Source organism: Achromobacter spanius (assembly GCF_003994415.1).
Classification (GTDB): domain Bacteria; phylum Pseudomonadota; class Gammaproteobacteria; order Burkholderiales; family Burkholderiaceae_B; genus Achromobacter; species Achromobacter spanius_C.
The window spans coordinates 2,348,937-2,373,113 of sequence record NZ_CP034689.1 but is presented as its reverse complement, the minus strand read 5'-3'; the positions used below and the strand labels follow the sequence as shown (position 1 = coordinate 2,373,113).

Here is a 24,177-nt window from a genome sequence, read left to right as displayed (position 1 = left end):
AGTCTGTGGCGCGCGGTCAGGCCTGGTTGGCGATGCGATTGATGAACGCCAAGATCTCGGCGGTCAGTTCGACCGGTCGATCCAAGCTGGGCAAATGGGCCGTGCCTGGCAACGCCTGACCGGTGCCCTTCGCCAGCATCGTCACCACCTGCCTGCTACGTGCCTGAATATGTGGAAAATCGCGGTCACCCCACATCACCAGCGCCGGCTTACGAATCTCGTTCAGACGGTCGTAGGTGGGCAAATCATCTAGGCTTGCCCCACCATACGGCGACTGCAATATGGCGGCATTCATTTCAAGAAAGCGCTGACGTGCAGCGCCCGCTACGCGCCCTTCTGGCTCGCACGGCCCGTCCAGGAACAACCGCGCCTTCAACGTGTTCACGCGATCTTTGTCGCCGTCGGCCTCGGCCTGCTTCAGCTCCAGCATCAATGCCTTGATGCTGGCCGGAAGCACCGGTTCGGGAGCGCCAGGCACCGTCGGTGCAATCAACACCAGCCCCCGCACGCGGGACGGATGTAGCAGCGCCGCATCCAGCGCTACCCGCGCCCCCTGCGAGCATCCAACCAAGATCACCGGCTTGCCGTCCGCCAACGCATCAATCACCGCCATCAGATCCGCAACTGCCGAATACTCTTCCGCCCCGGCATGCGTCTTTCCGTAGCCGCGCCGGTCATACGCAATGGCCTTGGCGCCGGCCGCGATGCCCGCCATCTGCACATCCCACATGCGGCAGTCGCAAATGGCGGCGTGCAAGAACACCACCGGGTCGCCGCTACCCTCAGCTTCCGCAAAAAGCGTCGCACGACCGCAACGGATTTGATGTTGCGTACGCATGGCTCACACAAGCACGCCGGGATCGCTCGAGGTATCGGGAGCCCGCGGCACGGACTCGCGATACGCCACTGCGCACATCATCGTCACGATCACAAGCATGCCGATGCTGATCAGCATGCCGGCTACGCTGAACCCAACGCCAGACGTCGTCGGGAAACGCGCCACGTCCGCCACCATGGCCTTGGTAAAGCCCACGGACACGAGCAAGACAAACAGCGCAGTCACCAAAGGCCAACGCTTGAAACGCATCGCCCCCCGCATTGCATTGAAGCCATATTCACCCGCCGCCACGGCGTGCACCCAGCTCAACGCCACCACCGCGCCGGCATACACAAACGGCACCCAAAGCAGGCCCAGCACAATGAACAGCGCGAGGAAGAACCCGGTATCGCCCACGCCCTTCATCGCGAAGTAAAGCAATATTGGAATATCAGCAGACGCCCGCAATATCGCGCCCACCACGACCACAAAGAGCACCAGCAAAGCCAGATGCTTGGCCTCGGCATTACCCCCTCGCGCAAGCTGCGTCGCTGCCTCGTCACGGCCGACAAGCATCGCAAGCCAAGTAAAGGTCAACCGCGCCAACGCCAGCAGGCTCACCATGGCCAGCAGTAGAAACACAAACTGCATCGTGCCCACGGAGGTGGACACCAGCAACGCGAAGGGCAGCGAAACAATGAATGCGGCCAATGACCCAGGTGCGACCGTCATCATTCGACGGCCTTGTTGGCGGATGGCCTTGAAGGTCAACGCGATAAACCGGGTTCCAGCGAGTTTGCTAGCCACAGGCTTGCCTTTAGGTGACTGAGATGGAGCAGTACGTTACACCAGAGTCCGCGATTTTCGTTGTCATGAACGCAATGGTGGCTCCGGCAGGCAAGACGCCGGAAAGGCTATCAGTCAATGAGGATCGAGCGCTTCGACAGCATCGTTGCCATGGTCAGAAAGCTGGGCATCAAACCACTTATGCAACGCACCTACCAGATGCGCATCGTTCGCTTTGTACGTCAGTTGCGCTCCGCCTTTGACGTCTTGGTAGGCAATCTCGAGTTGCCCAGGGCTGGCGTTCTTTAGCTCAGCCAAGCCTGGCATGTCTTGGCCATGGATGTGGCTCGGACCCGAGAAGTCTCCTTTCAAGAACTGCGCCTGGATTTCCCGCAAATGCAGCCGAATCTGCTCGACTTGGCCGGCGTCTGACGCGTCCTTCACCACCACACGTTGAACACCACCATCCGCACTCTTGGTGAAGATATGGGTCGTGGCCGACAAGCTGAAGGGCATAACCTCTTTGCCTCGTTTGGAAACCTCTGTCTGACGTTGCGCGTCAGCCTTCCCTTTCATGTGGGCCGCATGGTCCATCTTGGAATGATCCATCGGCGATGAATCCGTGTTCTGCGCTTGAGCGAAACCAATCAAAGCAGAAAAGGCGAGCGCGACTGCAATTAGCTTCCGCATTCTTGATCTCCGGTTTATGTTGCCGCGCAGATGCTCTACGCGCCAATGATCAAACGCCTGCGTCGACGGTATTGCGCCATCAACAATAGAGCAAAGCCCCCAGAACATCGCACAATGAGAAAGGGGGTTAGTGATTTTCATCACTAACCCCTTAGGGTATTGCTGGTCGGGACGGCGGGATTCGAACTCGCGACCCCTTGCACCCCATGCAAGTGCGCTACCAGGCTGCGCTACGCCCCGAAAGAAAAAGAGTATAGCAGAACAAAAAATTGTTTGCACGGATTGGTGCAAAAAAAGTGCTGAATACTCAAAAAAATTTGCGCCTCATGATCGTCGCTTGCATCAGCTACATACAAGACGGCGCATGGCGCGCAAAGGCACTACGACTTGCAACGCACATTGCTGGATCAGCTTCGCGCGTTGCGGATATTGCGTGTTGTCGGAAGATCGTTGACGACGATGAAGCGATCGATAAGCGCAGCGCTCAGACCGCGGTGCCAACGTTGCTGCTGCTTGCCGTATTGGCGCTGCTGGCTGCATTTGCAGGCAGGCCCAAAGCATCGGCCAACATCGTCGAGACGTTGGCGAGTTCGTTGCGCAAGCCTTGCATTTCGGCGCCAGACAAACGCACCGCTGCGTCTTGATCGTGCGGCATATCGCGCGCGTCGCCCAAGCGATTACGAGCGCCGCTGATCGTGAAGCCTTGTTCATACAGCAAGGAACGGATACGGCGGATCAGCAGCACTTCATGATGCTGATAGTAGCGGCGGTTGCCGCGCCGCTTGACCGGCTTGAGCTGGGTGAATTCCTGCTCCCAGTACCGCAAGACGTGAGGCTTTACGCCACACAGCTCGCTGACTTCACCAATGGTGAAGTAACGCTTGGCGGGGATGGGCGGTAGCGTAACGGTGGATTCAGTACGTGTCATAAGCGAATTTTATGCCGCGAGTAAGCCGGGTGCCGATAACAATTACCGACAAAGCGTATCACTCCGCGGCGTCGGGTGCAGCAGGGGTGGCCTGCTCCACCACGCTCTTGAGTTTTTGACTCGCGTGGAACGTGACCACGCGGCGTGCGGCGATGGGAATGGTCTCGCCGGTCTTGGGATTGCGGCCCGGGCGCGGTGGTTTGTCACGCACCTGGAAATTGCCGAAACCCGAGAGCTTGACGGAATCTCCGCGCGCCAAGGCATCTCGGATTTCTTCGAAGAAGGTATCGACAATGTCCTTGGCTTCGCGCTTGTTCAAGCCGACCCGCTCGAAGAGCAGTTCGGCCAGCTCAGCCTTGGTCAGGGTGCGTGGCTCGGCAGCAAGCATACTGTTCCCCATGGTTCATGTACGCTGGCGCGCGCCGTGGGCACTGACCAATGCATCCTTGATGCGGGACAGGCAATCCGCCACACGAGCTTCGTCCAGGGTGACCTCAGTGTCCTGTAGCCAGAAACGGAAAGCAAGGCTTTTCTCCGTGACGGGCTCGGCGCCCTGGGCCTTCTCGCGCCACACGTCAAACACACGCGCGTCTTGCACAACAGCCAGTTGCGCATCGGCCTTGACCGCGGCGAACACGGTGTCCAGCATCGATTGCGTCGACACCGCGGCGTCCACCCACAGCGCCAGATCGCGTACCACCACCGGCTGACGCGATAGCTCGCGCACTTGGGGCAGCTCGCCTTCAGACAGCGCGTCCACGTCCAGTTCAAACACGACGGGAGCATGCGCCAGGTCGGCTTGTTGCGCCCAACGCGGATGCAATTCGCCGATCCAGCCCACTTGCTTGCCGTCCAGTTCGATGCGGGCGCTGCGGCCCGGATGCAGTGCCGGATGGGCGGCGGCTTCGAAACGCAGGCGGCGGCCGCGCGCGCCGAACAGCGCCTCGACATCCATCTTCACGTCAAAGAAATCGACCTGACGCGTGGCGATGCCCCACTGCTCTTCAACGGCCGGGCCCCAGGCAGCGCCCGACAGACGCATTGGCTGACGTACGCCCGCAACTTCCAGGGGACCATCTTGCGCACTGGCGTCGCGCATGAAGACGCGGCCCAGTTCGAACACACGAACCCGCGACTGCTTGCGGTTGGCGTTATGACGGATGTTGGCAACCAGACCACCAATCAGGCTTGAACGCATGACCGACAAATGGCTGGCAATCGGGTTCACCAGGCGCACCGGCGTGTCGTTGCCAGCGTAGTCGCGTTCCCAATCGGCTTCGACGAAGCTGTAGTTGACGACTTCCTGGTAGTCCTGGGCGGCGGTCAGGCGGCGCAGCGCGTGCGCGCCACGATGCACTTCAGGCTGCGAGAACATCTTGGCGCGCGCCATCGGTGGCACATCGGGAATGCTCTCGAAGCCGTAGATGCGAGCCACTTCCTCGATCAGGTCTTCCTCGATCTCAAGATCAAAGCGGTACGACGGCGGGCTGACGATGAAGTCATCGCCTTCAACCGTGAATTCCAGGCCCAGGCTGGCGAAGATCTTCGCGACCTGTTCCTGCGTGACGGGCACGCCCAGCACGCGATGGCAACGCGCCAGGCGCATGCGCACGGGCGGACGCGCCGGCAGGTTCACGATTTGATCGTCCAAGGGGCCAACCTGGCCGCCGCAGATATCAACGATCAGACGCGTGATGAATTCAATGTGCTCGGGGATGCTGGCGTAGTCCACGCCGCGCTCGAAGCGATGGCTGGCTTCCGAGCTGAACTTGTAGCGGCGCGCGCGGCCGGCAATGGATTGCGGCCACCAGAACGCGGCTTCCAGATAGATATTCTGCGTGTCCAGCGTCACGGAGGTGGCTTCGCCGCCCATGATGCCGGCCAGGCTTTCCACCTGATCACCAGCGACGACCACGCCCACCTTCGGATCCAGCGTGACGGTCTGGCCGTTCAACAGTTCCAGCGTTTCACCTTCGCGCGCCCAGCGCACGGAGATGTCGCCGCCGATCTTGTCCAGATCGAACACGTGCGACGGACGGCCCAGCTCAAGCATGACGTAGTTCGAGATGTCGACCAGGGCCGACAGCGAACGTTGGCCAGCGCGCTCAAGACGCGACTTCATCCAGTCGGGCGTTGCGGCACGGGCGTTCACGCCGCGGATCACGCGGCCGGCGAAACGGCCGCACAGATCAGGGGCTTCAATCTTGACGGGCAGACGCTCGTCAAGCTGCACGGGCACGGCAACGGCCGTGGGCACGGACAGCGGCGCACCCGTCAGCGCGGCCACTTCACGCGCCACGCCAAGGATTGACAGACAGTCGGCGCGGTTGGGCGTGAGCTTGAGCGTGAAGAGCGTGTCGTCCAGGTCGAGCGCTTCGCGGATGGACTGGCCGGGCACCATGTCGGCGGGCAGTTCCAACAGGCCGGCGTGGTCTTGCGACAAGCCCAGTTCGCGGGCCGAGCACAGCATGCCCGACGATTGCACGCCGCGCATTTTCGCGACGCCGATCTTCATACCGCCGGGCAGTTCCGCGCCCACGCGGGCCAGCGGCACCTTCAGGCCAGCGGCCGCATTCGGCGCGCCGCACACGATTTGCAGGCGTTCGCCGGAGCCATCATCCACTTGGCAGACGCGCAGCTTGTCGGCGTCGGGATGCGGCGCGATCTCGACGATGTGGCCCACGACCACACCGGTAAAGGGCGGCGCGGCGGGCGTGGTGTCTTCGACTTCCAGGCCGGCCATGGTGAGCCGGTGCGCGAGTTCATCGGTTGCGATCGGAGGGTTGACCAGCGTACGCAGCCAGGATTCGGGAAATTGCATGATCAGCCGTCTGTTATTCGTTGAACTGGCGCAAGAAGCGCAAATCGCCTTCGTAGAACTGGCGCAGGTCGTTGACGCCGTAGCGCAACATCGTCAGGCGCTCAAGTCCGGAACCAAAGGCAAAGCCGATGTAGCGCTCGGGATCAAGGCCGAAATTGCGCACCACTTCGGGGTGCACCTGGCCCGAGCCGGAAATTTCCAGCCAGCGGCCACGGTTGGGACCCGAGGTGAACATCATGTCGATTTCGGCGGACGGTTCCGTGAACGGGAAGAACGACGGACGGAAACGCACGACGAGATCATCGCTTTCAAAGAAGCAACGCAGGAAATCGGTGTACACGCCTTTCAGATCGGCAAACGAGATGTCCTCGGCGATCCAGAGCCCTTCCACCTGGTGGAACATGGGCGAATGCGTGGCGTCGCTGTCGACGCGATAGGTGCGCCCAGGTGCAATCACCTTGATGGGCGGCTTGTGCATGCGGGCGTAACGCACCTGCATGGGGCTGGTGTGCGTGCGCAGCAGCAGCGGCAGGCCGTCGGCGTCGTTCATGTCGACGTAGAACGTGTCCTGCATGGAACGCGCCGGATGGTCCAGCGGGTTGTTCAAGGCGGTGAAATTGGTCCAGTCGTTTTCCACTTCGGGGCCGTCGGCCACGTCAAAGCCAATGGAACGGAAGATGGCTTCCACACGTTCCCAGGTCCGGATCACCGGATGGATGCCTCCCGGCGCGCGACCGCGGCCCGGCAGGGTGACGTCAATGGTTTCAGAGGCCAGTCGGGCGTCCAGTTCCGCCTGCGCCAATGCGGCGCGGCGCGAATTCAAGAGCTCTTCGACTTGTTGCTTGGCCTGATTGATCCGGGCGCCCATCTCGCGCTTCTGCTCGGGATCGAGTTTGCCCAGGCCTTTGAGCAGCACCGTCAGTGCGCCTTCCTTACCCAGGAATCGAGCCTTTGCGTTCTCAAGCGCGGCGGCATCCGTAGCCGCGGCGAACCGTTCTTGCGCCTGGGAGACCAGGTCGTCAACCAATAGAGTCATGAAATCCAGCCTTCAAAACGCAAACGGGGCTATTACAGCCCCGTTTGCAGCGATGCGCGATGAGTTAAAGCGCGCGATCAGGCAGCCAAGGCAGCCTTGGCTTGCTGCACGATGGCGGCAAAGCCGGCCTTGTCGCGCACGGCCAGATCAGCCAGGACCTTACGGTCGAGTTCGATCGAAGCCTTCTTCAGACCAGCGATGAACACGCTGTAGCTGACGCCATGTTCGCGGACAGCAGCGTTGATACGCGTGATCCACAGAGCACGGAACGTGCGCTTCTTGTTACGACGGTCGCGGTAGGCGTATTGGCCAGCGCGCATGACTGCTTGCTTGGCAATACGGAACACATTACCGCGGCGGCCACGGTAACCCTTGGCGGCGGCAATGACTTTTTTGTGACGTGCGCGGGCAGTTACGCCGCGTTTGACGCGAGGCATATTAAGACTCCCTTATCAAGCGAAAGGCATCATGGCCTTGACGGAGGCCACGTTGGATTCATGAACGGCCGTCGAGCCGCGCAATTGACGCTTGGCCTTCGTGGTCTTCTTGGTCAGAATGTGGCGCTTGAACGCCTGACCGCGCTTGATGGAGCCGCTGCCGCGAACCTTAAAGCGCTTGGAAGCGCTTTTCTTGGTTTTCATCTTGGGCATGATGATTCCCTAAACTTAAACTCGTTGTTGATTTGACATGACGCGAGGTGCTTGGGCGCTGGTGGCTGGCAGCCCGAGGGCTGGTACCGACACAACGGCAAGACTTGTAAACCTGTTGCCACTTCTTGGGGGTATTGCTGGGATAGTGCTAGGGTATTGCTACCGGCAACGCCTGACTTGAAGCGCCACCGCTTTCCTGAAATCGCTTACCTCAAAACCGCTTCCCGGAAACTTCTTTCCGGAAACCAGTTCCCTGGAATTTCTTTCAGGATCTCTCCCCAGGAACTTGGCAGATAAGGAGCCCAGACCCGGGAAAGCCTTTGATTATATGGTGATTTCCGGGTTGTTGTCGAGCCGGAATGCGGAAAAACCCGGAGCGGATGCTCAGCCGGCTTCCCAGCAACCCTACAAACCCGGCCGGCGGTATTGAACCGCCTGCGCGACGTGACCGGCGCCCAGCTCGTCCGCCCCATCAAGATCGGCGATTGTGCGAGCAACCCGCAACGCCCGGTGCAGGGCTCGACCAGACCCGGACAGGCGGCGCATGGCCTGAAAAAGCAGCGTTTGGGCGTCTGCCTGCATCACGCAGTACTGATCAAGCTCCGCGCCGCTCAACGCGGCATTCAGCTTGCCCTGCCGGTCATGCTGGCGCTGACGGCACCGCCTCACCCGCTCCAGGACATGGCGGGAGGCCTCGCCCGCCGGCCCCGCCATGGACTCCGGATCAGAAGGCGGCAGCGACATGTGCAGGTCGATTCGGTCCAGTAGCGGGCCCGATATCTTGCCCACATAGCGCGCAACTTGGTCGGGGCTACATACACAGGCCCGCACGGGATGCCCGCGCCATCCGCATGGGCAGGGGTTCATCGCAGCGATCAGTTGAAAGCGCGCCGGAAACTGTGCGGCGTGCAACGCTCGGGCGATAACCACCCTGCCCGCTTCCAACGGCTCGCGCAGTGCCTCCAGGGTGCGTCGGCTGTACTCGGGTAATTCGTCCAAGAACAGCACGCCATTGTGCGCCAGACTGATCTCGCCGGGTCGCGGCCGGCTTCCCCCTCCTACCAACGCGGCAACCGACGCGGAATGGTGCGGCGAGCGAAACGGCGGCTGGCCCATCAATGTTTGCGGCATGCCCGCCAAGGTGGCAACGGCCGCCGCCTCCAGCGCCTGAGACCGGTCCAGTGGCGGCAGCAACCCTGGCAGACGCGCCGCCAGCATGCTTTTACCCGCGCCAGGCGGCCCCACCATCAGCAGGCTGTGTCCGCCCGCCGCGGCCACTTCCAAGGCCCGCCTGGCGCCAGCCTGCCCTCGCACATCGGACAGGCATGGCCCGGGAGGCGCTTGCGGCCACGCTTTGGGGATGGCGTCGGGCAGCAAGTGCGCGCCCGAGGCATGCGCGGCAACGTCGGCCAGGCTGCGTGCCGACAAGACACGCAAGTCCGGCACCCAGGCAGCTTCTTCGGCACTGCCCGTCGGCAAAATCAGCGTGGCGCCAGGGGCATCGCGGGCTACGCTCAACGCAATGACCAAAGGCGCGGCAACCGGCACCAAAGCGCCTGTCAGGGACAGCTCGCCCGCAAACACCAGATCCGCCAGCGACGGATCTGACACAGGCGGCTTGCCCGCTACATCGTCACCCCCCACAGGCGCGGCCAGTTGGCCAGATGCCAACAACAAGCCCAACGCGATGGGCAGATCAAAACGCCCCGATTCCTTCGGGATGTCGGCTGGCGATAAATTCACCGTGATCCGGCCCGACGGAAAATCGAATCCGCTATTCAAAATCGCAGCGCGCACGCGTTCGCGGCTTTCGCGCACTTCCGTGTCGGCAAGCCCCACGACGTTGAAGCTGGGCAGCCCCGGGCCCAAATGGGTCTCGACCCGGACGGCATGCGCATGCATGCCGCTAAGCGCGCGGCTGGCAAGTACGGCAAGCGTCAAGACAGTCTCCGTGAATACAAGACCGCCAGTATCGGCAATTTCGCGCGCGGGCCGCGGCCGACCGGGACATTGATGTCCCTTATCCAGACCCGTGCCGGTCAACGCAAAACGACCGCACGGGGCGGTCGTTTTGTCTGGAGCCAGCAAGCCGGCTAGCGACAGATCACTTATCCAGGGCGGACAAGCGCGACTCCATCTGCTGCACCTGGGCGGCCAGTTGATCCACGCGCGCCCGCGTACGGGCCAGCAAATCGGCTTGGACGTCGAATTCCTCGCGCGTGACCAGATCCAGCTTGGAGAACGCCTGCGTCATCATCGCGCGCACATTGCGTTCCACATCAGCCGCCGGGCTACGGGCGATCAGGTCGGAAATATTCTTCTGGATGTCTTCCATCCATTGGGTGCGGTTATTCATAGCGGCCTCTCGTGTTCTTGATGGCTCAAGTGTAGTGCTTTGGCGACCCGTCGCAGGCAGGCAGCCCAGCGCCCAGCAAAAAAAAGGGCGGGCCGCATGCGGTGACCGCCCATCAAAGCACAGGAGAAAACCGGGCTGCCATGGCGGCAACCCCCTACCAACATCGTTACGCGCAACCCATCTGGCCTGCCGACTTCGCGAACCAGCCAGACGACTGCCTTTTGTTGATTCTTCGTCAGGTGATGCTTCGCAACAAGCTGATGCGTGTAAACCCTGGTATCACGCAAAACCGTTATTTTGATCGTCCGAGATCACGCATCGGCCCCCGTTTTACGAGCCCGTCGCACTCTTGCGGTGCCCGGCCCGCAAGGCTGCGCGCCACATCGCCGCTTGTCACGCAGACAGCCAGGGGAATGCAAAACGCAATACAAACAGCAACCGGTGCAGCATTAACTGGCTACAAATACCAAGCCTGAAACATATTTTGTTGCATACGCCCGAATCCCCACGTTACGCACCACATTGAGGCCGCATCGTGGTGCACGACGCCCCGTATTGGTGCAAACAGGCACAACTCCTGCGCCTGCCCCCCGTATCCCGCGCATCAAAAAACATGGCATGGATATTGCTTAATAGCTGTAGCCAACGTGCAACCATGAGAGGAAATGCCATGAAACTCATCATCGCCATCATCAAGCCCTTCAAGCTCGACGAAGTGCGGGTGGCTCTATCCGGGATCGGCGTCCAGGGCCTGACTGTTACCGAAGTAAAGGGTTTTGGCCGTCAAAAGGGCCATACCGAGCTGTATCGCGGCGCGGAATATGCCGTCGACTTTCTGCCCAAGCTACGCGTCGAAGCCGCCGTGCCCGACCACCTTGTCGATCAGGTCATCGAAGCGATCGAGCAAGCCGCTCGTACCGGCAAGATCGGCGACGGCAAGATCTTCGCCGCGCCCCTGGAACAAGTTATCCGTATCCGCACGGGTGAAGCTGGCGAAGCTGCGCTGTAAATAAATAAATAAAGACTCATTGGAGCCTGAAAATGGATAAAGCAGATATCTCCTGGTTGCTCGTCTCTACCCTACTCGTATTGATGATGGCCGTACCCGGTCTGGCGATGTTCTATGGCGGCCTGGTACGCAGCAAGAACGTGCTGTCTGTGTTGCTGCAAGTGCTGTGCACGTTCGTGCTGGGCCTGGTTCTCTGGTTCATCTACGGTTATTCGCTTGCCTTCACCGAGGGCAACGCCTTCTTCGGCGGCCTGTCGCGCGCCTTCTTCTCTGGCATGTTCAACCCGGCTGATGGCTCGTACGCCATGTCGAACTCCCTGACCGAGCTGCTGTTCGCCTCGTTCCAGGCCACGTTCGCCGGCATCACCTGCGCGCTGATCGTGGGCAGCTTTGCTGAACGCGCCCGCTTCTCGGCGGTGCTGGTGTTCACGGTGATCTGGTTCACGTTCGCCTACGTGCCAATCGCCCACATGGTGTGGTTCGCCTCCGAAACGGCACCGGGCCTGCTTAACGCCGCGGGTGCGCTGGACTTCGCCGGCGGCACCGTCGTGCACATCAACGCAGGCGTAGCCGGCCTGGTGGGCGCCTATGTGGTTGGCAAGCGCGTCGGCTACGGCCGCGAAGCGATGCAGCCGCACAACCTGCCGATGACCTTCGTGGGCGCCGCCCTGCTGTGGGTGGGCTGGTTCGGTTTCAACGCGGGTTCGGCCCTGGCCGCCAACGAGAACGCCACCCTGGCCTTCTTCAACACCATGATCGCCACCGCAGGCGCCGTCCTGGCCTGGCTGTTCACGGAATGGGCCGTCAAGGGCAAGCCCTCGATGCTGGGCGCTGCGTCTGGCGCAATCGCCGGCCTGGTGGGCATCACCCCCGCAGCCGGTCTGGTTGGCCCGGTGGGTGCACTGATCATCGGTGTTGTCGCGGGCGTGGTCTGCGTCTGGGGCGTGAATGGTCTGAAGCGCCTGTTGCGTGCCGATGACGCGCTGGATGTGTTCGGTGTGCACGGCGTGGGCGGTATCGTAGGCGCCCTGCTGACCGGCGTGTTCAACGCCCAGATCCTCGGCGGACCTGGCTTGGCTGAACCCGGCATGATCGCCCACCAACTGTGGGTCCAGCTGGAAGGCGTGCTGCTGACCGTTGTCTGGTCCGGTGTGGTGGCGTGGATTGCCTACAAGATCGCCAACGCCCTGTGCGGCCTGCGTGTGCCGGAAGACCAGGAGCGCGAAGGCCTGGACGTCACCAGCCACGGCGAATCGGCGTATCACAGCTAAAGCGGTATGGCAGGCCCGCTGCGCTTGCGGCGGGCCTTGCAGAAAAACGGCACCGGGGCTTAACCCCGGTGCCGTTTTTCATTGCGCATCTCGGCAGCAAGAAAAACGCCCCATCTCGGGGCGTTCAGCGTATGGCGGTTCAGGCTGGGGTCATGTCGGGCCTAGCGCATCCAGGTCGACGGGCAAGGCGCGGTTGAGCGCCGTAGCCACCTTGATCCGCAAAGCGTTCGAGTGCGCGCGGCGCACCTCGCGCTTCACGTCCAGCAGTTGCTGCGGATGCATGGAAAATTCAGTCAGCCCCAGACCCAGCAGCAGCCGGGTCATGCGCGAATCGCCCGCCATTTCGCCGCAGACGGCCACCGGCTTGCCGGCGCGCTCGCCCGCGTTGATGGTGTTGGCCACCAACCGCAATACAGCGGGGTGCAGCGGATCGTACAGCGACGCCACGTCGTGGTCGCCACGGTCGATGGCCAGCGTGTACTGGATCAGGTCGTTGGTGCCGATGGACAGGAAATCCAGCGCCTGCGCAAACGGCTCGATCGCGATCGCGATGGCGGGCACTTCCACCATGGCGCCCACTTCCATGTGCGGCGCATAGGCCTGACCGCGCGCATCCAGTTCGCGGCGAGCAGACTCGATGGCGGCCTTGGTCGCCACCACTTCGTGCATGTGCGCAATCATGGGGATCAACAGGCGGACCGGGCCATGTGCCGACGCCCGCAAAATGGCGCGCAACTGCGTGGCGAACATTTCAGGACGCGCCAGGCAGTAGCGGATGGCGCGCTGCCCCAACGCAGGATTGGTGGCGACGGTAGCTTCGCCGTCCAGCGTCTTGTCCGACCCGATATCCAGCGTTCGGATCGTGACGGGCCTGCCCGCCATGACCTTGACCACCGAGGAATAGGCTTCGTACTGCTCTTCTTCGCCAGGCAGGTCGGGCCGGCCCATGAACAGGAATTCACTGCGGAACAAACCAATGCCGTGCGCGCCGGAAGCCAGCGCCAAGGCGGCTTCCTCGGGCAGTTCGATGTTGGCGTGCAGCACGATATCGATGCCATCAAGCGTGACGGAAGGTTCGTCGCGCAGCAAGCCGAGTTCAGCGCGTTCATCGGCGTAGGCGGCCTGACGGCGGCGGTATTCCTGAAGAATCCGATCAGAGGGATTAACCACCACCGCGCCGGCCGCGCCGTCGATGATGAGCATGTCGCCGTCGCGCACCAGTTCACGCACATTGCCCATGGCTACCACGGCAGGCACACCCATGCTGCGCGCCACGATGGCGGTGTGGGACGTGGGACCGCCCAGATCTGTTACGAAGGCGGCGAAGCGGCCACCGCGCAAGCGCAGCATGTCCGCTGGGGAAATATCATGCGCCACGACCACCAGCGCGTCGTCACCGCCCATGTGCGACATATCGGGCAAGATCACCGACGTGCCGGACAGCACATGCAACACCCGTTCTATCACCTGGCGGACGTCAGCTCCGCGCTCGCGCAGGTACTCGTCCTCCATGGCGTCGAACTGCTGGCCCAGCATCTGGCCTTGCGTGGTCAGCGCCCATTCGGCGTTGTAGTGGCGTTCGGCAATCAGGCCCAGCGTTTGCTCAGCCAGCAAGGGATCACCCAGCAGCAGGCTGTGCACGTTCAGCATGGCGCCCAGCTCGCGCGGCGCGTCGGCGGGCAGCGTGTCCGCCAACTGCCGAAGTTCGTGCTGCGCCGATGCCAGGGCTTCCGTCAGACGGGCGCTTTCCGCGGCCACGTCCTCGGGGGCAATCCGGTAGTGCGCCACTTCCAGCGCCGCAGCGCCCATGACGACCGCGCGGCCGATGGCATATCCCTTCGCGACGCCCTTGCCGTAAAGGCAAACGACGGGACTGGCGCCGCCAGCCCCGTCGTGGGCATTGTTCAGAGTCGTAGACCGGCCAGCCTCGGCGACGCCCAGGCTGACGGATTCAGGGGTTGTTCTATTCCTGCTCACCGAATTTGCTGTCGAACAGAGTTTCGATTTCGGAAAGTGCTTGCTCGGCATCGTTGCCGGAAGCGTCCAGTTTGACCGTCACACCCAACCCGGCCGCCAACATCATGACGCCCATGATGCTCTTGGCGTTCACGCGTTGCGCGCCACGAGAAATGAAGACCTCGCTTGAAAATTTGCTGGCCAATTGCGTCAGCTTGGCAGCGGCCCGCGCATGCAAACCCAACTTATTGCTGATGACGATGTCTTTTGTAGGCATAGGAAATATTATGACCGCGGATTAACGCCGCAGTGTTGATCGCAGCAAAGAGCCAAACCACCAACCGCTTTTCGACTCGAATGACCAGCCGACATATTAGGGCAAATTTCTGCCCGTCAGTCTACACGCAAGACGCCCTGCACTCCGCCTGCCAAGGCCTTCTCACGCGTTTCAGCCAACGGAAGATTGCGATAGGTCAATGCGCGCAGAAGCATCGGGGTGTTCAAGCCCGCCAGAACGCAGCATTGGATGCCCTGTGCCTGGGCGTCGGCCACGGCGCGCTTGGAGATGTTGGCGGGGGTTGCGCCGATCAAGTCGGTCAGCACGAGCACGCCAGCACCGTGATCCTGGCCCAGAATATCCTTCAAAACGGCGGGCGCCTGTTCGTCGGGCCGGTCTTCGGGCTGGATATCGTGAATGGCCAGCATGCCGTCAAGGTCGCCCATGACGTGGCTGGCGCATTCCCGCATCGCCGCGCCCAAGGGCGCGTGCACGACGATAACAATACCCGTGGTCATGACGGTTCCAGAAAGATCAGGCCGCGAGAGCAGTCGTCGCCACGGCTTTTTCAAGCGCCTGGACGAACATGCCCGCGACATCGAAACCGGTCTGTTCGGCAATCTCTACGAAACAGGTGGGGCTGGTGACATTGACTTCGGTGACGTAATCGCCAATGACGTCCAAGCCCACCAGCAGCAGGCCGCGAGCGGCCAGTTTGGGGGCCACGGCTTCGGCGATTTCGCGATCGCGCGCGGACAATTCTTGCGCGACGCCACGGCCGCCGGCCGCCAGGTTGCCGCGCGTTTCTCCGGCCAAGGGAATGCGAGCCAGCGAATACGGCACCGGCTCGCCGCCGATCAGCAGAATGCGCTTGTCGCCGTTGACGATTTCGGGGATATACCGCTGAGCCATGATGGTGCGCGCGCCGTTGTCGGTCAGCGTTTCCAGGATGGCGTTCAGGTTGGGATCCTTGGGCTGCAAGCGGAACACGCCGGTGCCGCCCATGCCATCCAAGGGCTTCACGATCACGTCGTGATGCGTGTCGTGAAAGGCCTTCAGGCGAGCCATGTTCCGCGTCACCAGCGTTGGGGCGGTGAACTCGCTGATCTCGGTGATAGCCAGCTTTTCGGGGTGGTTGCGGATGGCGGCGCCGCTGTTGAAGACGCGCGCGCCTTGTGCCTCGGCGTATTCAAGCAGGTGCGTGGAATACACGTATTCCATGTCAAAGGGAGGGTCTTTGCGCATGACGACGGCGCCAAAATCCGCCAGCGGCAGGTCTTGTGCGGCGGACTCGGTCCACCAGTCGTGGCCGTGCAGATCGGCATCCGCCACCAGCGCGATAGGCGTGGTGACAGCCTTGACCGTGCCGGCCTCGATGTAAAGGTCACCCTGCATGGCCACGCTAAGCGTATGGCCGCGCGCCACGAGGGCACGCATCATGGCAACCGAACTGTCCTTGTACGCCTTGAGAAGCGGCAAGGGATCAATAACGAACAATACATGCATCGCGACACCCTGAACGTACGCTGCCTTCCCTGACGGGAAGGCAGCTTTTTTACATCGTAGCGCAGAGCCGCCCAATAAGCGAACCCGCCGGTCACAGAATGGACGGCGGGTCGGATGGGAAGCGGCCAGGCCTTCAAGCGAAGGCCAAGGCAGGAACTTACGCCGCCGACTCAGGCTTGCCCGCGGCGGGCACAGCCTTCTTCTTGGGCGCCAGCACCATGACCATCTGACGGCCTTCGAGCTTCGGCATGGCTTCGACCTGGGCAAGTTCCAGCAGATCGTCACGCACACGTTCAAGCACGCGCATTCCCAGTTCCTGGTGAGCCATTTCGCGGCCACGGAAGCGCAGCGTCACCTTGGCCTTGTCGCCTTCTTCGAGGAAGCGGCGCAGGTTGCGCAGCTTGACTTGGTAGTCGCCCTCGTCGGTGGCCGGACGGAATTTGACTTCCTTGACCTGGATGACCTTCTGCTTGGAACGAGCTTCGGCTTGGCGCTTCTGCTCTTGGTACTTGAACTTACCGTAGTCCATCAAACGGCAGACCGGCGGCTCGGCGTTCGGCGCGATTTCCACCAGATCCACGTCGCTTTGCTCGGAAAGACGGAACGCGTCGGCAATCTTGACGATGCCCAGCTGTTCTCCGTCCAGACCTATCAGGCGCACCTCGGGGACGCGGATTTCACCGTTGATGCGATTGGCTTTTTCAGTGGCGATGTTGAAAGCTCCTAGAAATGTTAAGCAGCACTGCTATCAGGTTGATTGACGTCGCGACGGGCGGAGACATCCTCGGACAACCGCGCGACGAATTCGTCGTATGCGATGGCGCCAAGGTCCAAACCACCCAGACCGCGAACGGCTACGGTGCCATTTTGTTTTTCCTTGTCGCCGACGACAAGAATGTACGGCACCTTTTGCAGGCTGTGCTCCCGGATTTTACGAGTGATTTTTTCACCGCGCAAATCGGACTCTACTCTAAAGCCTTGTTTTTTCAGGCTTTGTGTTATTTCAGCCGCATAATCGGCCGAAGGTTCGGAAATGCAGCATACAACGGCTTGCACCGGGGCCAGCCAGGGCGGCATTGCACCGGCATGGTTTTCGATCAACATGCCGATGAAACGCTCAAGCGAACCCAGGATGGCACGGTGCAGCATGACCGGGGGACGACGCTGGTCGTTCTGGTCGACATACTCGGCGCCCAGGCGCACAGGCATCGAGAAGTCGACCTGAATGGTACCGCATTGCCAGTGGCGGCCGATGGCGTCTTTCAGTGTGTATTCCACCTTGGGACCATAAAATGCACCTTCCCCGGGGGAAATCTCGAATTCGCAACCCGTGCGGCGCAGGCTTTCCATCAGCGCCTGCTCGGCCGTATCCCAGACTTCGTCCGAGCCGATACGCTTTTCAGGACGCGTGGCGACCTTGTACAGCACTTCGGTGAAGCCGAAGTCGCGGTAGACCTTTTGCAACAGTGCCGTGAAGTCGGCGCATTCGTCCTGCAACTGTTCTTCGGTACAGAAAATGTGGCCATCGTCCTGCGTGAAGCCGCGCACACGCATCATGCCGTGCAGCGATCCCGAGGGCTCGTTGCGATGGCATTGGCCGAATTCGCCGTAGCGCAGCGGCAGTTCACGGTAAGAATGCAGGCCGGCATTGAAAATCTGCACGTGGCCCGGGCAGTTCATCGGCTTCAGGCCATAGACGCGGTTCTCGGACTCGGTCGTGAACATGTTTTCACGATAGTTGTCCCAGTGGCCCGTCTTCTTCCACAGCGAGAGGTCAAGAATCTGCGGCGCCTTGACTTCCTGGTAGCCGTTGTTGTTGTAGATGGCGCGCATGTACTGCTCTACCTGCTGCCACAACGCCCACCCCTTGGGGTGCCAGAAGATCAGGCCCGGCGCTTCGTCCTGGAAGTGGAACAGGTCAAGTTCGCGGCCAATCTTGCGGTGGTCGCGGCGCTCGGCCTCTTCCAGCATGTGCAGGTAGGCTTCCTGTTCTTCCTTGGTGGCCCAGGCCGTGCCGTAGATGCGCTGGAGCATCTCGTTCTTGCTGTCGCCACGCCAATAGGCGCCGGCCACTTTCATCAGCTTGAAGACTTTCAGCTTGCCCGTGGACGGAACGTGGGGGCCACGGCACAGGTCGATGAAGTTGCCTTCGCGATACAGGCTGAGCGGCTCGTTCGACGGAATCGACGCGATGATCTCGGCTTTGTATTTTTCACCAATGCCCTTGAAGAACTCGACGGCGTCGTCGCGCGACCATTCTTCGCGCGTCACGATTTCGTCCTTCTTGGCCAACTCGGCCATCTTCTTTTCGATGGCCGTCAGGTCTTCAGGCGTGAACGGGCGCTTGTACGAGAAATCGTAGTAGAAGCCGTTGTCGATCACGGGGCCGATGGTGACCTGGGCGTCAGGAAACAATTCCTTCACGGCGTAGGCCAACAGGTGAGCCGTGGAGTGGCGGATCAGGTCGAGGCCGTCGGCATCCTTGGCGGTCACGATCGCCAGGCGGGCATCGCCTTCAATGCGAAAGCTGGTGTCGACCAGCTTGGAATCCGCGCCTTCAAACGTCACGCGGCCGCCCAAGGCGGCCTTGGCCAGGCCCGTACCGATCGACTGCGCCACTTCGGCGACCGTGACCGGCCCCGGATATTGGCGTTGCGAACCATCGGGCAATGTGATCTGTACCATCGGGAGTGCTTCCTGGGGTTCTGGGAACGAGAAAATCAAACTAGGGAAACGGAAACGAAAAACGCGGCTTGAGAGCCGCGTTTTTTGGTTGTCTTGCTGAGTTCTGCCGCTGACCTGACACGGTGGAACCCGACGCACGAAAAACTAACGCGACATAGGGCGAAAGTTCCGGGTCGTAGTTCGTGCCAGCGGGAAAAACATGATTCTAAACCTGTAGATACGCGCCCAAGGCGGCGCGCATGAATATTGGGGCATTAATTACGTTGCCGATTGTAGCACCATTTCCGCTGAGCCCGCCCGCCTCCGGAAGCCTCGCATGGCCATAGCGAAAGCGATTGCTCGCACACAGGTGCAACGGTCTGATTTTCACGTGATTCCTATCCGGACAGCCGTCCAAAAACGTAACCTTCCATCGCAAATTTACGACTCACCACGGAGCGTGCTCCGGACTTCAACTCTGGCCGGCAGAACTCGCCACCAACGTTCTATTTACCGGCTCGTGGAGCATCGATGAAAGCTGTCCCAAAACGTGTGACCAAAGCGCCATCTCTTTCAAATCCGCCTCGCTGCGGCGAAAGCGGCGGCCGTTCGGGCGGGCGCCGGCACCTGCTGCTGTCGCGCCTGCCTTCGGTCATCAAGGTGGCCATACTTGACGACCATCCAGTCGTGGCGCTGGGTGTTGGCGCGTATCTAGAAAGCCGGCCGGGGTTTCGGGTGCTGCATCGCGAAACATCCGCCCGCGCCTTGTTGGAAAAGCTGAGCAGCGCCCCCTGTGACGTGGCCCTGATTGACTTTTACCTGCCGCAGGAGCCCTGGGATGGCGTCAACTTCCTGCGCCGCTTGCGCCGCTACCACCCTACGCTTTCGATCATCACGTTTTCAGCCGGAAACCGGCAGGAAACGCAATATGCCGCCTATCGTGCTGGCGCCAACGGCTACCTGGCCAAACAATGGGGCATGGTGCTGCTGCCCGAGATCATTCGAGGCGTGCTTAGCGGCCAGGATGGTTTTCTTTCCGTGCAGGACGGCAAGATCCGCCCGCTGCTGCCCACGCATCCGCATGCGATGCTGACGACATCAGAGGTCGAAATCCTGCGCCATATCAGCCAGGGCCTGTCGGTCACACAGATTGCGACGCGGCTCATGCGAAGCAAAAAGACCATCAGCACCCACAAGCGCCGCGCCATGCGCAAACTTCAGTTGGCTGATGACCTGTCGCTTGCGCTCTACCTGCGCGAAAAGTTCGCCGAATGAACCCACCGCGCGGCGGCGATCCTAAATGATGCGGGAATAGCTGGCAGTGCTGCTGACGCTGCCCAGATAACCGTCGAACACCATCGCGACAGCTCGCACAAAATACCAACCCAAGCCGGTCACCTGCACGTCACCCGTCCGCAGGTTGACCAGCCCCAATTCGGCCAGATTGGCCATTTGCAGCAGTTCGCGGCTGAAATAATCACCGAACCGCAGGCCATGGCGCGTTTCGAAGGCGGCGAAGTCCACGTGCCCCTGGCACATGATGTCCATGATGACTTCGCGCCGCACCAGATCGTCGGGCGACAGCACCAGACCCCGCTCGACCGCGAAATGTCCGGATTCGATCGCGCCGTAGTACGCATCCAGCCCCTTTGCGTTCTGGCTGTAGGTGTGGCCGATTCGGCCAATGGCCGACACGCCCAGCGCGATCAGGTCACGGTCGGGCTGCGTGCTGTAGCCCTGAAAATTGCGATGCAATTCACCGCGCTGCTTGGCGATCGCCAGCGCATCGGTGTTCAGCGCGAAGTGGTCCATACCGATGTAGGTATAGCCCTGCTGCAGGAAGCCATCAATGGCGGAACCGAGCAAACCGACGCGCGTGGCGCGGTCAGGCAAATCCGCCTCATTGATGCGGCGCTGAGGCTTGAAGCGTTCGGGCAGATGCGCATAGGCATACAGCGCAATGCGGTCAGGGCGCAGCGCCACCACTTGCTGGATAGTGCGAGCGAACGACTCGGTGGTCTGTAGCGGCAGCCCGTAAATCAGATCCATATTGACCGAGTCATAGCCCAGCGCGCGCGCGCTTTGCATCAGCGCCCGGACGTCTTCGAAAGACTGCACCCGATGCACCGCCTTTTGCACGCGCGCATCAAAATCCTGCACGCCGAAGCTCAACCGGTTGAATCCCAATTCGCGCAAATGCGCCAGCCGCTGCGGTGTGGCCGTGCGGGGATCGACCTCGATCGAGATCTCGGCGTCAGGCGCAAACTGGAAAGCCGCCCGCAAGTCCTGCATCAGGCGGGTCAGTTCGTTGTCGGACAGAAAGGTTGGCGTGCCCCCGCCGAAATGCAGTTGCGACACGGGAACGCCCGCGCCCAGCTCGTTGATATGCAGCGCAATTTCGCTTGCCAGCGCATCCAGGTATCGGGCGGCGCGGTCGTGATGCCGGGTCACCACCTTGTTGCACGCGCAGTAATAGCAAACCGAATCACAAAACGGAATGTGCACGTACAGCGACAGGGGCTCGGTCGGACAGGTGGCGCGCCGCTGTCGCAGCGCCAGCCGATAGTCTTCTTCGCCAAAGCCGCCGTGATAGCGGTCAGCCGTGGGATATGACGTATAGCGCGGCCCGTTCTTGTCCAGCCTGGCCAGCAACTGAGGGGGAAAAAAAGGCGCGGCGGCGACAGGCGCGGGCGGCGATTCGGATGGGCGTAGGGCGGCTTGCATACCCGGAATTATTCGCCCATGCCTGCCGACGCATCTTGATCTGGCGCAAACGCTGCCCGCACCCGCGCGCGGGACTCGCCCGGACCTTAAAATGCCCCCTTTCACGTTGCATAACAAGGACGCCTCATGGGCACTGAACTGGACGGCCGCCTGCTGGCCATGCGCCAAGCGCTGGCAATTGCCATTGCCCTTTCCACCCGCAGCAGCCCCCAAGCCACCGATATGGCGCTGGAACTGCTTAACGACCTGAAAGCAAACATGGACAACGCGCCCTCGGACAGCCCGTTCGAGCAACCCGAATGGGTCGTCGGCGCCCATGACGAACTGGACGGCATCGCCCGCCTGGTCCGCGCCTTCACGCAGACGCCGGAACCCGACGGCGACAACGAACAGCAATAGCCGGCTGCACGCTTCCTAACTGGCCTGACCACCAGATAGGAAGACGTGAAATCCCTCTGATCGTTTTCCCTGAAATAGCAATATTTCCCTTCTATTTCAATGGCAGCGTGCCTATATTGGTGGCCTGACCACCAGGCCATAGCGCCGCCCCATTGATGAGCACCTTTCAGGCTGTCGCCGCCACCCGTCTTTACCGAATGATTGCCGACCAGATCGCCGGCCGCATCCGGGCGGGCGACTTCGCGCGAGGCGGACGCCTGCCATCCGAGCGCGAACTGGCGGAACAACTGCAGGTGAGCCGCGCGTCGATCCGCGAAGCCTTGATCGCACTGGAAATCGAAGGCTACGTAGAGGTGCGGGTGGGCACGGGCGTGTTTGTCACCATCGCGCCCGATGGCGCCGCGTTTCCCGCCCTGCCCGCCGGCGGCGTAGCCGTACCAGCCGGCCAGGACGACATCGGCCCCTTTGACCTGCTGGAAGCGCGCATGCTGATCGAACCGGAATGCGCCGCGCTGGCCGCGCACCAGGCCACCCCCGCGCAGATCGCCGTCATTCGCGACGCTCACGCGGCCATGTCGCTGACCGACGCGCCAGGCGACCATGACCGCGCGTTCCACAGCGCCATTGGCGCGGCCTGCGGCAACGCCGCGCTGGCCTCGGCCGTGGCGCACTTGTGGAACCTCAGCCAGGCCAGCTCGGTGTACAGCCGCATGCAGGATTACTTTGTCACCACACGAGCCTGGGCCGCCGCCCAGGCCGAGCATCAACGCATTCTGAACGCCATCACGGCGCGAGATCCGATCCGCGCGCGCCACGCCATGCACACGCACCTGTTGGGCATCCTGGCACGGCTGCGTGAAGACTTCGACTCACTTTCCGACCCTCGAGGCGCCCCATGACATCGTCTTCCCTGTCCATCAATGGCCAACGGCTGTGGCAGTCCTTGATGGATCTGGCGCAAATTGGCGCAACCCCCAAAGGCGGCAACTGCCGCCTGGCGCTTACCGCGCTTGACGGCCAAGGCCGCGATCTGGTCACCGCCTGGATGCGCGAAGCCGGCATGACCGTAAGGGTCGATCAGGTGGGCAACATTTTTGCGCGCCGCGCGGGGCGCAACAACGATTTGCCACCCGTCATGACCGGCAGCCACATCGATACCCAGCCCACCGGCGGCAAGTTCGACGGCTGTTACGGCGTGCTTGCCGGGCTTGAAGTGATGCGCACACTGAACGATGCTGGCGTGCAGACCGAAGCGCCGCTGGAAGTGGCCATCTGGACCAACGAGGAAGGATCGCGCTTTGTGCCGGTGATGATGGGGTCCGGCGTGTTCGCCGGGAAGTTCCCCTTGGAGACGGCGCTATCGGCGCGGGACGCTCAGGGCATTTCGGTGCGCGACGAGCTTGCCGCCATCGGCTATGCCGGCACGGACCCTGTGGGCGGGCGCCCGGTGGACGCCTACTTCGAAGCCCACATCGAGCAAGGCCCGATCCTGGAGCACGAAGAAAAAACCATCGGCGTGGTGACCGGATCGCTGGGCCTGCGTTGGTACGACATCACGGTGACGGGCATGGAAATGCACGCCGGCCCCACCCCGATGGCGATCCGCCGCGACGCGCTGTTCGCCGCCAGCTTTCTGGTGCAGACAGTAATCAACATTGCCAACGCGCATCAGCCGCACGGGCGCGGCACCGTCGGGGAAATCCACGCGCACCCCGGATCGCGCAACGTCATCCCGGGCCAGGTCCGCTTTACCGCCGACCTGCGTCACGAAGACGAAGCCACCTTGACCCGCATGGACCAGCAATGGCGACGCGCCTGCGATGACATCGCAGTAGCCCATGGCGTCCAAGTCGATTTGAAAGACGTGCAGTATTTCCGCCCCACGCCGTTCGACACCGACCTGGTGGACAAGGTTCGCCAGGGCGCGGCCAGCCGCCACCTGCCCGCCATGAACATCGTGACGGGCGCCGGCCACGATGCCGTCTATATGGCCGCGGTGGCGCCTACCGCCATGATCTTCGTGCCGTGCAAGGACGGCATCAGCCACAACGAAATTGAAGACGCGCAGCCCGAGCATCTGGAAGCCGGTTGCAACGTCCTGCTTGACGCCATGGTGGCGCGAGCCAACGCCGCGCGCTAGCGGCCACGTTTTAACTTGATCAGTGCGCCGCCCATGCCGACCACGTCCGGCACGCCGCGGTGCACTGCCGATTTCGCCGCAATGGTGCGCGGCCTGCCTTACCCAGCACCTGTACGAAGCATGGCTGTAGCGGCTTCACCTGTAGTA

25 protein-coding genes and 1 tRNA gene are annotated in these 24,177 nt (G+C 61.8%); 7 read left to right on the top strand and 19 right to left on the bottom strand.

Going from position 1 to position 24,177, the window contains the following annotated elements; translation table 11 throughout:
• Window positions 1-16: 16 nt before the first annotated feature.
• The 12 genes from ELS24_RS11005 to ELS24_RS10950 all read right to left on the bottom strand — a co-directional run bounded on the left by ELS24_RS11005 (window position 17) and on the right by ELS24_RS10950 (window position 10,084).
• Window positions 17-715, bottom strand: a complete 699-nt coding sequence (locus ELS24_RS11005; protein ID WP_240669489.1) for an alpha/beta fold hydrolase — start codon at window positions 713-715, stop codon at window positions 17-19.
• 126 nt (window positions 716-841) lie between these two features.
• On the bottom strand, window positions 842-1,624 hold the full coding sequence (locus tag ELS24_RS11000; RefSeq protein ID WP_127184125.1) for a hypothetical protein: 783 nt from the start codon (window positions 1,622-1,624) through the stop codon (window positions 842-844).
• A gap of 114 nt (window positions 1,625-1,738) precedes the next feature.
• Entirely contained in the window at window positions 1,739-2,434 is a 696-nt protein-coding gene (locus tag ELS24_RS10995) for an aspartate carbamoyltransferase (RefSeq protein WP_127184124.1), read from the bottom strand.
• Between the two features lie 22 nt (window positions 2,435-2,456).
• A tRNA-Pro gene (locus tag ELS24_RS10990) sits at window positions 2,457-2,533 on the bottom strand.
• Between the two features lie 244 nt (window positions 2,534-2,777).
• On the bottom strand, window positions 2,778-3,221 hold the full coding sequence (locus ELS24_RS10985) for a MerR family transcriptional regulator (protein ID WP_050448590.1): 444 nt from the start codon (window positions 3,219-3,221) through the stop codon (window positions 2,778-2,780).
• 58 nt (window positions 3,222-3,279) lie between these two features.
• The gene (locus ELS24_RS10980; RefSeq protein ID WP_006218744.1) at window positions 3,280-3,621 is read right to left on the bottom strand and encodes an integration host factor subunit alpha; all 342 of its coding nucleotides are present in this window, start codon (window positions 3,619-3,621) and stop codon (window positions 3,280-3,282) included.
• 3 nt (window positions 3,622-3,624) lie between these two features.
• A complete protein-coding gene (gene pheT / locus ELS24_RS10975) occupies window positions 3,625-6,042 on the bottom strand; it encodes a phenylalanine--tRNA ligase subunit beta (protein ID WP_127184123.1) in 2,418 nt (805 codons plus the stop codon).
• 13 nt (window positions 6,043-6,055) lie between these two features.
• Window positions 6,056-7,078: a phenylalanine--tRNA ligase subunit alpha gene (gene pheS / locus ELS24_RS10970; RefSeq protein WP_006218742.1), complete on the bottom strand. Its 1,023-nt coding sequence runs from the start codon at window positions 7,076-7,078 to the stop codon at window positions 6,056-6,058.
• A 77-nt stretch (window positions 7,079-7,155) separates the two neighbouring features.
• Window positions 7,156-7,515 (bottom strand): 50S ribosomal protein L20, encoded by a 360-nt coding sequence (gene rplT / locus ELS24_RS10965; protein WP_006218741.1) that lies wholly within the window; start codon window positions 7,513-7,515, stop codon window positions 7,156-7,158.
• Window positions 7,516-7,530: 15 nt separating this feature from the next.
• Complete coding sequence (rpmI, locus tag ELS24_RS10960) at window positions 7,531-7,728, bottom strand: 50S ribosomal protein L35 (RefSeq protein WP_006218740.1); 198 nt, start codon at window positions 7,726-7,728, stop codon at window positions 7,531-7,533.
• 405 nt (window positions 7,729-8,133) lie between these two features.
• Window positions 8,134-9,669 carry a YifB family Mg chelatase-like AAA ATPase gene (locus ELS24_RS10955; RefSeq protein ID WP_127184122.1) on the bottom strand — a complete coding sequence of 512 codons (1,536 nt, stop codon included), beginning with the start codon at window positions 9,667-9,669 and terminating at the stop codon, window positions 8,134-8,136.
• Window positions 9,670-9,832: 163 nt separating this feature from the next.
• Window positions 9,833-10,084, bottom strand: a complete 252-nt coding sequence (locus ELS24_RS10950) for an accessory factor UbiK family protein (RefSeq protein ID WP_006218738.1) — start codon at window positions 10,082-10,084, stop codon at window positions 9,833-9,835.
• Between the two features lie 140 nt (window positions 10,085-10,224).
• Between ELS24_RS10950 and ELS24_RS10945 the strand changes: the two genes are divergently transcribed.
• The 3 genes from ELS24_RS10945 to amt all read left to right on the top strand — a co-directional run bounded on the left by ELS24_RS10945 (window position 10,225) and on the right by amt (window position 12,364).
• Window positions 10,225-10,560: a hypothetical protein gene (locus ELS24_RS10945; protein ID WP_127184121.1), complete on the top strand. Its 336-nt coding sequence runs from the start codon at window positions 10,225-10,227 to the stop codon at window positions 10,558-10,560.
• Window positions 10,561-10,754: 194 nt separating this feature from the next.
• On the top strand, window positions 10,755-11,093 hold the full coding sequence (locus ELS24_RS10940; protein WP_006218735.1) for a P-II family nitrogen regulator: 339 nt from the start codon (window positions 10,755-10,757) through the stop codon (window positions 11,091-11,093).
• A gap of 32 nt (window positions 11,094-11,125) precedes the next feature.
• Entirely contained in the window at window positions 11,126-12,364 is a 1,239-nt protein-coding gene (amt, locus tag ELS24_RS10935) for an ammonium transporter (protein ID WP_050448593.1), read from the top strand.
• Window positions 12,365-12,514: 150 nt separating this feature from the next.
• Here amt and ptsP read toward each other — a convergent pair whose 3' ends face one another.
• From ptsP to thrS, 6 genes are all read right to left on the bottom strand, one after another.
• Window positions 12,515-14,173 carry a phosphoenolpyruvate--protein phosphotransferase gene (gene ptsP, locus ELS24_RS10930; RefSeq protein WP_050448594.1) on the bottom strand — a complete coding sequence of 553 codons (1,659 nt, stop codon included), beginning with the start codon at window positions 14,171-14,173 and terminating at the stop codon, window positions 12,515-12,517.
• Between the two features lie 154 nt (window positions 14,174-14,327).
• On the bottom strand, window positions 14,328-14,597 hold the full coding sequence (locus ELS24_RS10925) for an HPr family phosphocarrier protein (RefSeq protein ID WP_050448595.1): 270 nt from the start codon (window positions 14,595-14,597) through the stop codon (window positions 14,328-14,330).
• A 116-nt stretch (window positions 14,598-14,713) separates the two neighbouring features.
• Entirely contained in the window at window positions 14,714-15,115 is a 402-nt protein-coding gene (locus ELS24_RS10920) for a PTS sugar transporter subunit IIA (protein ID WP_050448596.1), read from the bottom strand.
• A gap of 16 nt (window positions 15,116-15,131) precedes the next feature.
• Complete coding sequence (gshB, locus tag ELS24_RS10915; protein WP_050448597.1) at window positions 15,132-16,103, bottom strand: glutathione synthase; 972 nt, start codon at window positions 16,101-16,103, stop codon at window positions 15,132-15,134.
• Between the two features lie 157 nt (window positions 16,104-16,260).
• The gene (gene infC / locus ELS24_RS10910) at window positions 16,261-16,815 is read right to left on the bottom strand and encodes a translation initiation factor IF-3 (protein WP_081451529.1); all 555 of its coding nucleotides are present in this window, start codon (window positions 16,813-16,815) and stop codon (window positions 16,261-16,263) included.
• A gap of 20 nt (window positions 16,816-16,835) precedes the next feature.
• Entirely contained in the window at window positions 16,836-18,788 is a 1,953-nt protein-coding gene (gene thrS, locus ELS24_RS10905; RefSeq protein WP_127184120.1) for a threonine--tRNA ligase, read from the bottom strand.
• 510 nt (window positions 18,789-19,298) lie between these two features.
• Here thrS and ELS24_RS10900 point away from each other — a divergent pair.
• Complete coding sequence (locus tag ELS24_RS10900; protein WP_050448600.1) at window positions 19,299-20,042, top strand: response regulator transcription factor; 744 nt, start codon at window positions 19,299-19,301, stop codon at window positions 20,040-20,042.
• 21 nt (window positions 20,043-20,063) lie between these two features.
• Here the strand turns inward: ELS24_RS10900 and hemN are convergent, their stop codons facing one another.
• A complete protein-coding gene (gene hemN, locus ELS24_RS10895) occupies window positions 20,064-21,491 on the bottom strand; it encodes an oxygen-independent coproporphyrinogen III oxidase (protein WP_205736962.1) in 1,428 nt (475 codons plus the stop codon).
• A 126-nt stretch (window positions 21,492-21,617) separates the two neighbouring features.
• Between hemN and ELS24_RS10890 the strand changes: the two genes are divergently transcribed.
• From ELS24_RS10890 to ELS24_RS10880, 3 genes are all read left to right on the top strand, one after another.
• Window positions 21,618-21,890, top strand: coding sequence for a hypothetical protein (locus ELS24_RS10890; RefSeq protein WP_127184119.1), 273 nt, complete (start codon window positions 21,618-21,620; stop codon window positions 21,888-21,890).
• Window positions 21,891-22,045: 155 nt separating this feature from the next.
• Complete coding sequence (locus ELS24_RS10885; protein ID WP_127184118.1) at window positions 22,046-22,789, top strand: FadR/GntR family transcriptional regulator; 744 nt, start codon at window positions 22,046-22,048, stop codon at window positions 22,787-22,789.
• Window positions 22,786-24,030: a Zn-dependent hydrolase gene (locus ELS24_RS10880; protein WP_127184117.1), complete on the top strand. Its 1,245-nt coding sequence runs from the start codon at window positions 22,786-22,788 to the stop codon at window positions 24,028-24,030. The genes ELS24_RS10885 and ELS24_RS10880 overlap by 4 nt, the downstream gene beginning before the upstream one ends.
• Window positions 24,031-24,177 lie beyond the last annotated feature (147 nt).

What these genes read in the sequence shown, in the direction of transcription:
- ELS24_RS10885 (WP_127184118.1), top strand. Translation starts at nt 22,046, where the DNA reads ATGAGCACCTTTCAGGCTGTCGCCGCCACCCGTCTTTACCGAATGATT.
- thrS (WP_127184120.1), bottom strand. Translation starts at nt 18,788, where the DNA reads ATGGTACAGATCACATTGCCCGATGGTTCGCAACGCCAATATCCGGGG.
- hemN (WP_205736962.1), bottom strand. Translation starts at nt 21,491, where the DNA reads ATGCAAGCCGCCCTACGCCCATCCGAATCGCCGCCCGCGCCTGTCGCC.
- ELS24_RS10940 (WP_006218735.1), top strand. Translation starts at nt 10,755, where the DNA reads ATGAAACTCATCATCGCCATCATCAAGCCCTTCAAGCTCGACGAAGTG.
- ptsP (WP_050448594.1), bottom strand. Translation starts at nt 14,173, where the DNA reads ATGGGCGCTGCGGCGCTGGAAGTGGCGCACTACCGGATTGCCCCCGAG.
- ELS24_RS10920 (WP_050448596.1), bottom strand. Translation starts at nt 15,115, where the DNA reads ATGACCACGGGTATTGTTATCGTCGTGCACGCGCCCTTGGGCGCGGCG.
- amt (WP_050448593.1), top strand. Translation starts at nt 11,126, where the DNA reads ATGGATAAAGCAGATATCTCCTGGTTGCTCGTCTCTACCCTACTCGTA.
- gshB (WP_050448597.1), bottom strand. Translation starts at nt 16,103, where the DNA reads ATGCATGTATTGTTCGTTATTGATCCCTTGCCGCTTCTCAAGGCGTAC.
- ELS24_RS11005 (WP_240669489.1), bottom strand. Translation starts at nt 715, where the DNA reads ATGGCGGGCATCGCGGCCGGCGCCAAGGCCATTGCGTATGACCGGCGC.
- rpmI (WP_006218740.1), bottom strand. Translation starts at nt 7,728, where the DNA reads ATGCCCAAGATGAAAACCAAGAAAAGCGCTTCCAAGCGCTTTAAGGTT.
- ELS24_RS10945 (WP_127184121.1), top strand. Translation starts at nt 10,225, where the DNA reads ATGGCGGCAACCCCCTACCAACATCGTTACGCGCAACCCATCTGGCCT.
- rplT (WP_006218741.1), bottom strand. Translation starts at nt 7,515, where the DNA reads ATGCCTCGCGTCAAACGCGGCGTAACTGCCCGCGCACGTCACAAAAAA.
- ELS24_RS10900 (WP_050448600.1), top strand. Translation starts at nt 19,299, where the DNA reads ATGAAAGCTGTCCCAAAACGTGTGACCAAAGCGCCATCTCTTTCAAAT.
- ELS24_RS10880 (WP_127184117.1), top strand. Translation starts at nt 22,786, where the DNA reads ATGACATCGTCTTCCCTGTCCATCAATGGCCAACGGCTGTGGCAGTCC.
- ELS24_RS10925 (WP_050448595.1), bottom strand. Translation starts at nt 14,597, where the DNA reads ATGCCTACAAAAGACATCGTCATCAGCAATAAGTTGGGTTTGCATGCG.
- ELS24_RS10950 (WP_006218738.1), bottom strand. Translation starts at nt 10,084, where the DNA reads ATGAATAACCGCACCCAATGGATGGAAGACATCCAGAAGAATATTTCC.
- ELS24_RS10985 (WP_050448590.1), bottom strand. Translation starts at nt 3,221, where the DNA reads ATGACACGTACTGAATCCACCGTTACGCTACCGCCCATCCCCGCCAAG.
- ELS24_RS10980 (WP_006218744.1), bottom strand. Translation starts at nt 3,621, where the DNA reads ATGGGGAACAGTATGCTTGCTGCCGAGCCACGCACCCTGACCAAGGCT.
- ELS24_RS10890 (WP_127184119.1), top strand. Translation starts at nt 21,618, where the DNA reads ATGGGCACTGAACTGGACGGCCGCCTGCTGGCCATGCGCCAAGCGCTG.
- ELS24_RS10995 (WP_127184124.1), bottom strand. Translation starts at nt 2,434, where the DNA reads ATGAAAATCACTAACCCCCTTTCTCATTGTGCGATGTTCTGGGGGCTT.
- pheT (WP_127184123.1), bottom strand. Translation starts at nt 6,042, where the DNA reads ATGCAATTTCCCGAATCCTGGCTGCGTACGCTGGTCAACCCTCCGATC.
- pheS (WP_006218742.1), bottom strand. Translation starts at nt 7,078, where the DNA reads ATGACTCTATTGGTTGACGACCTGGTCTCCCAGGCGCAAGAACGGTTC.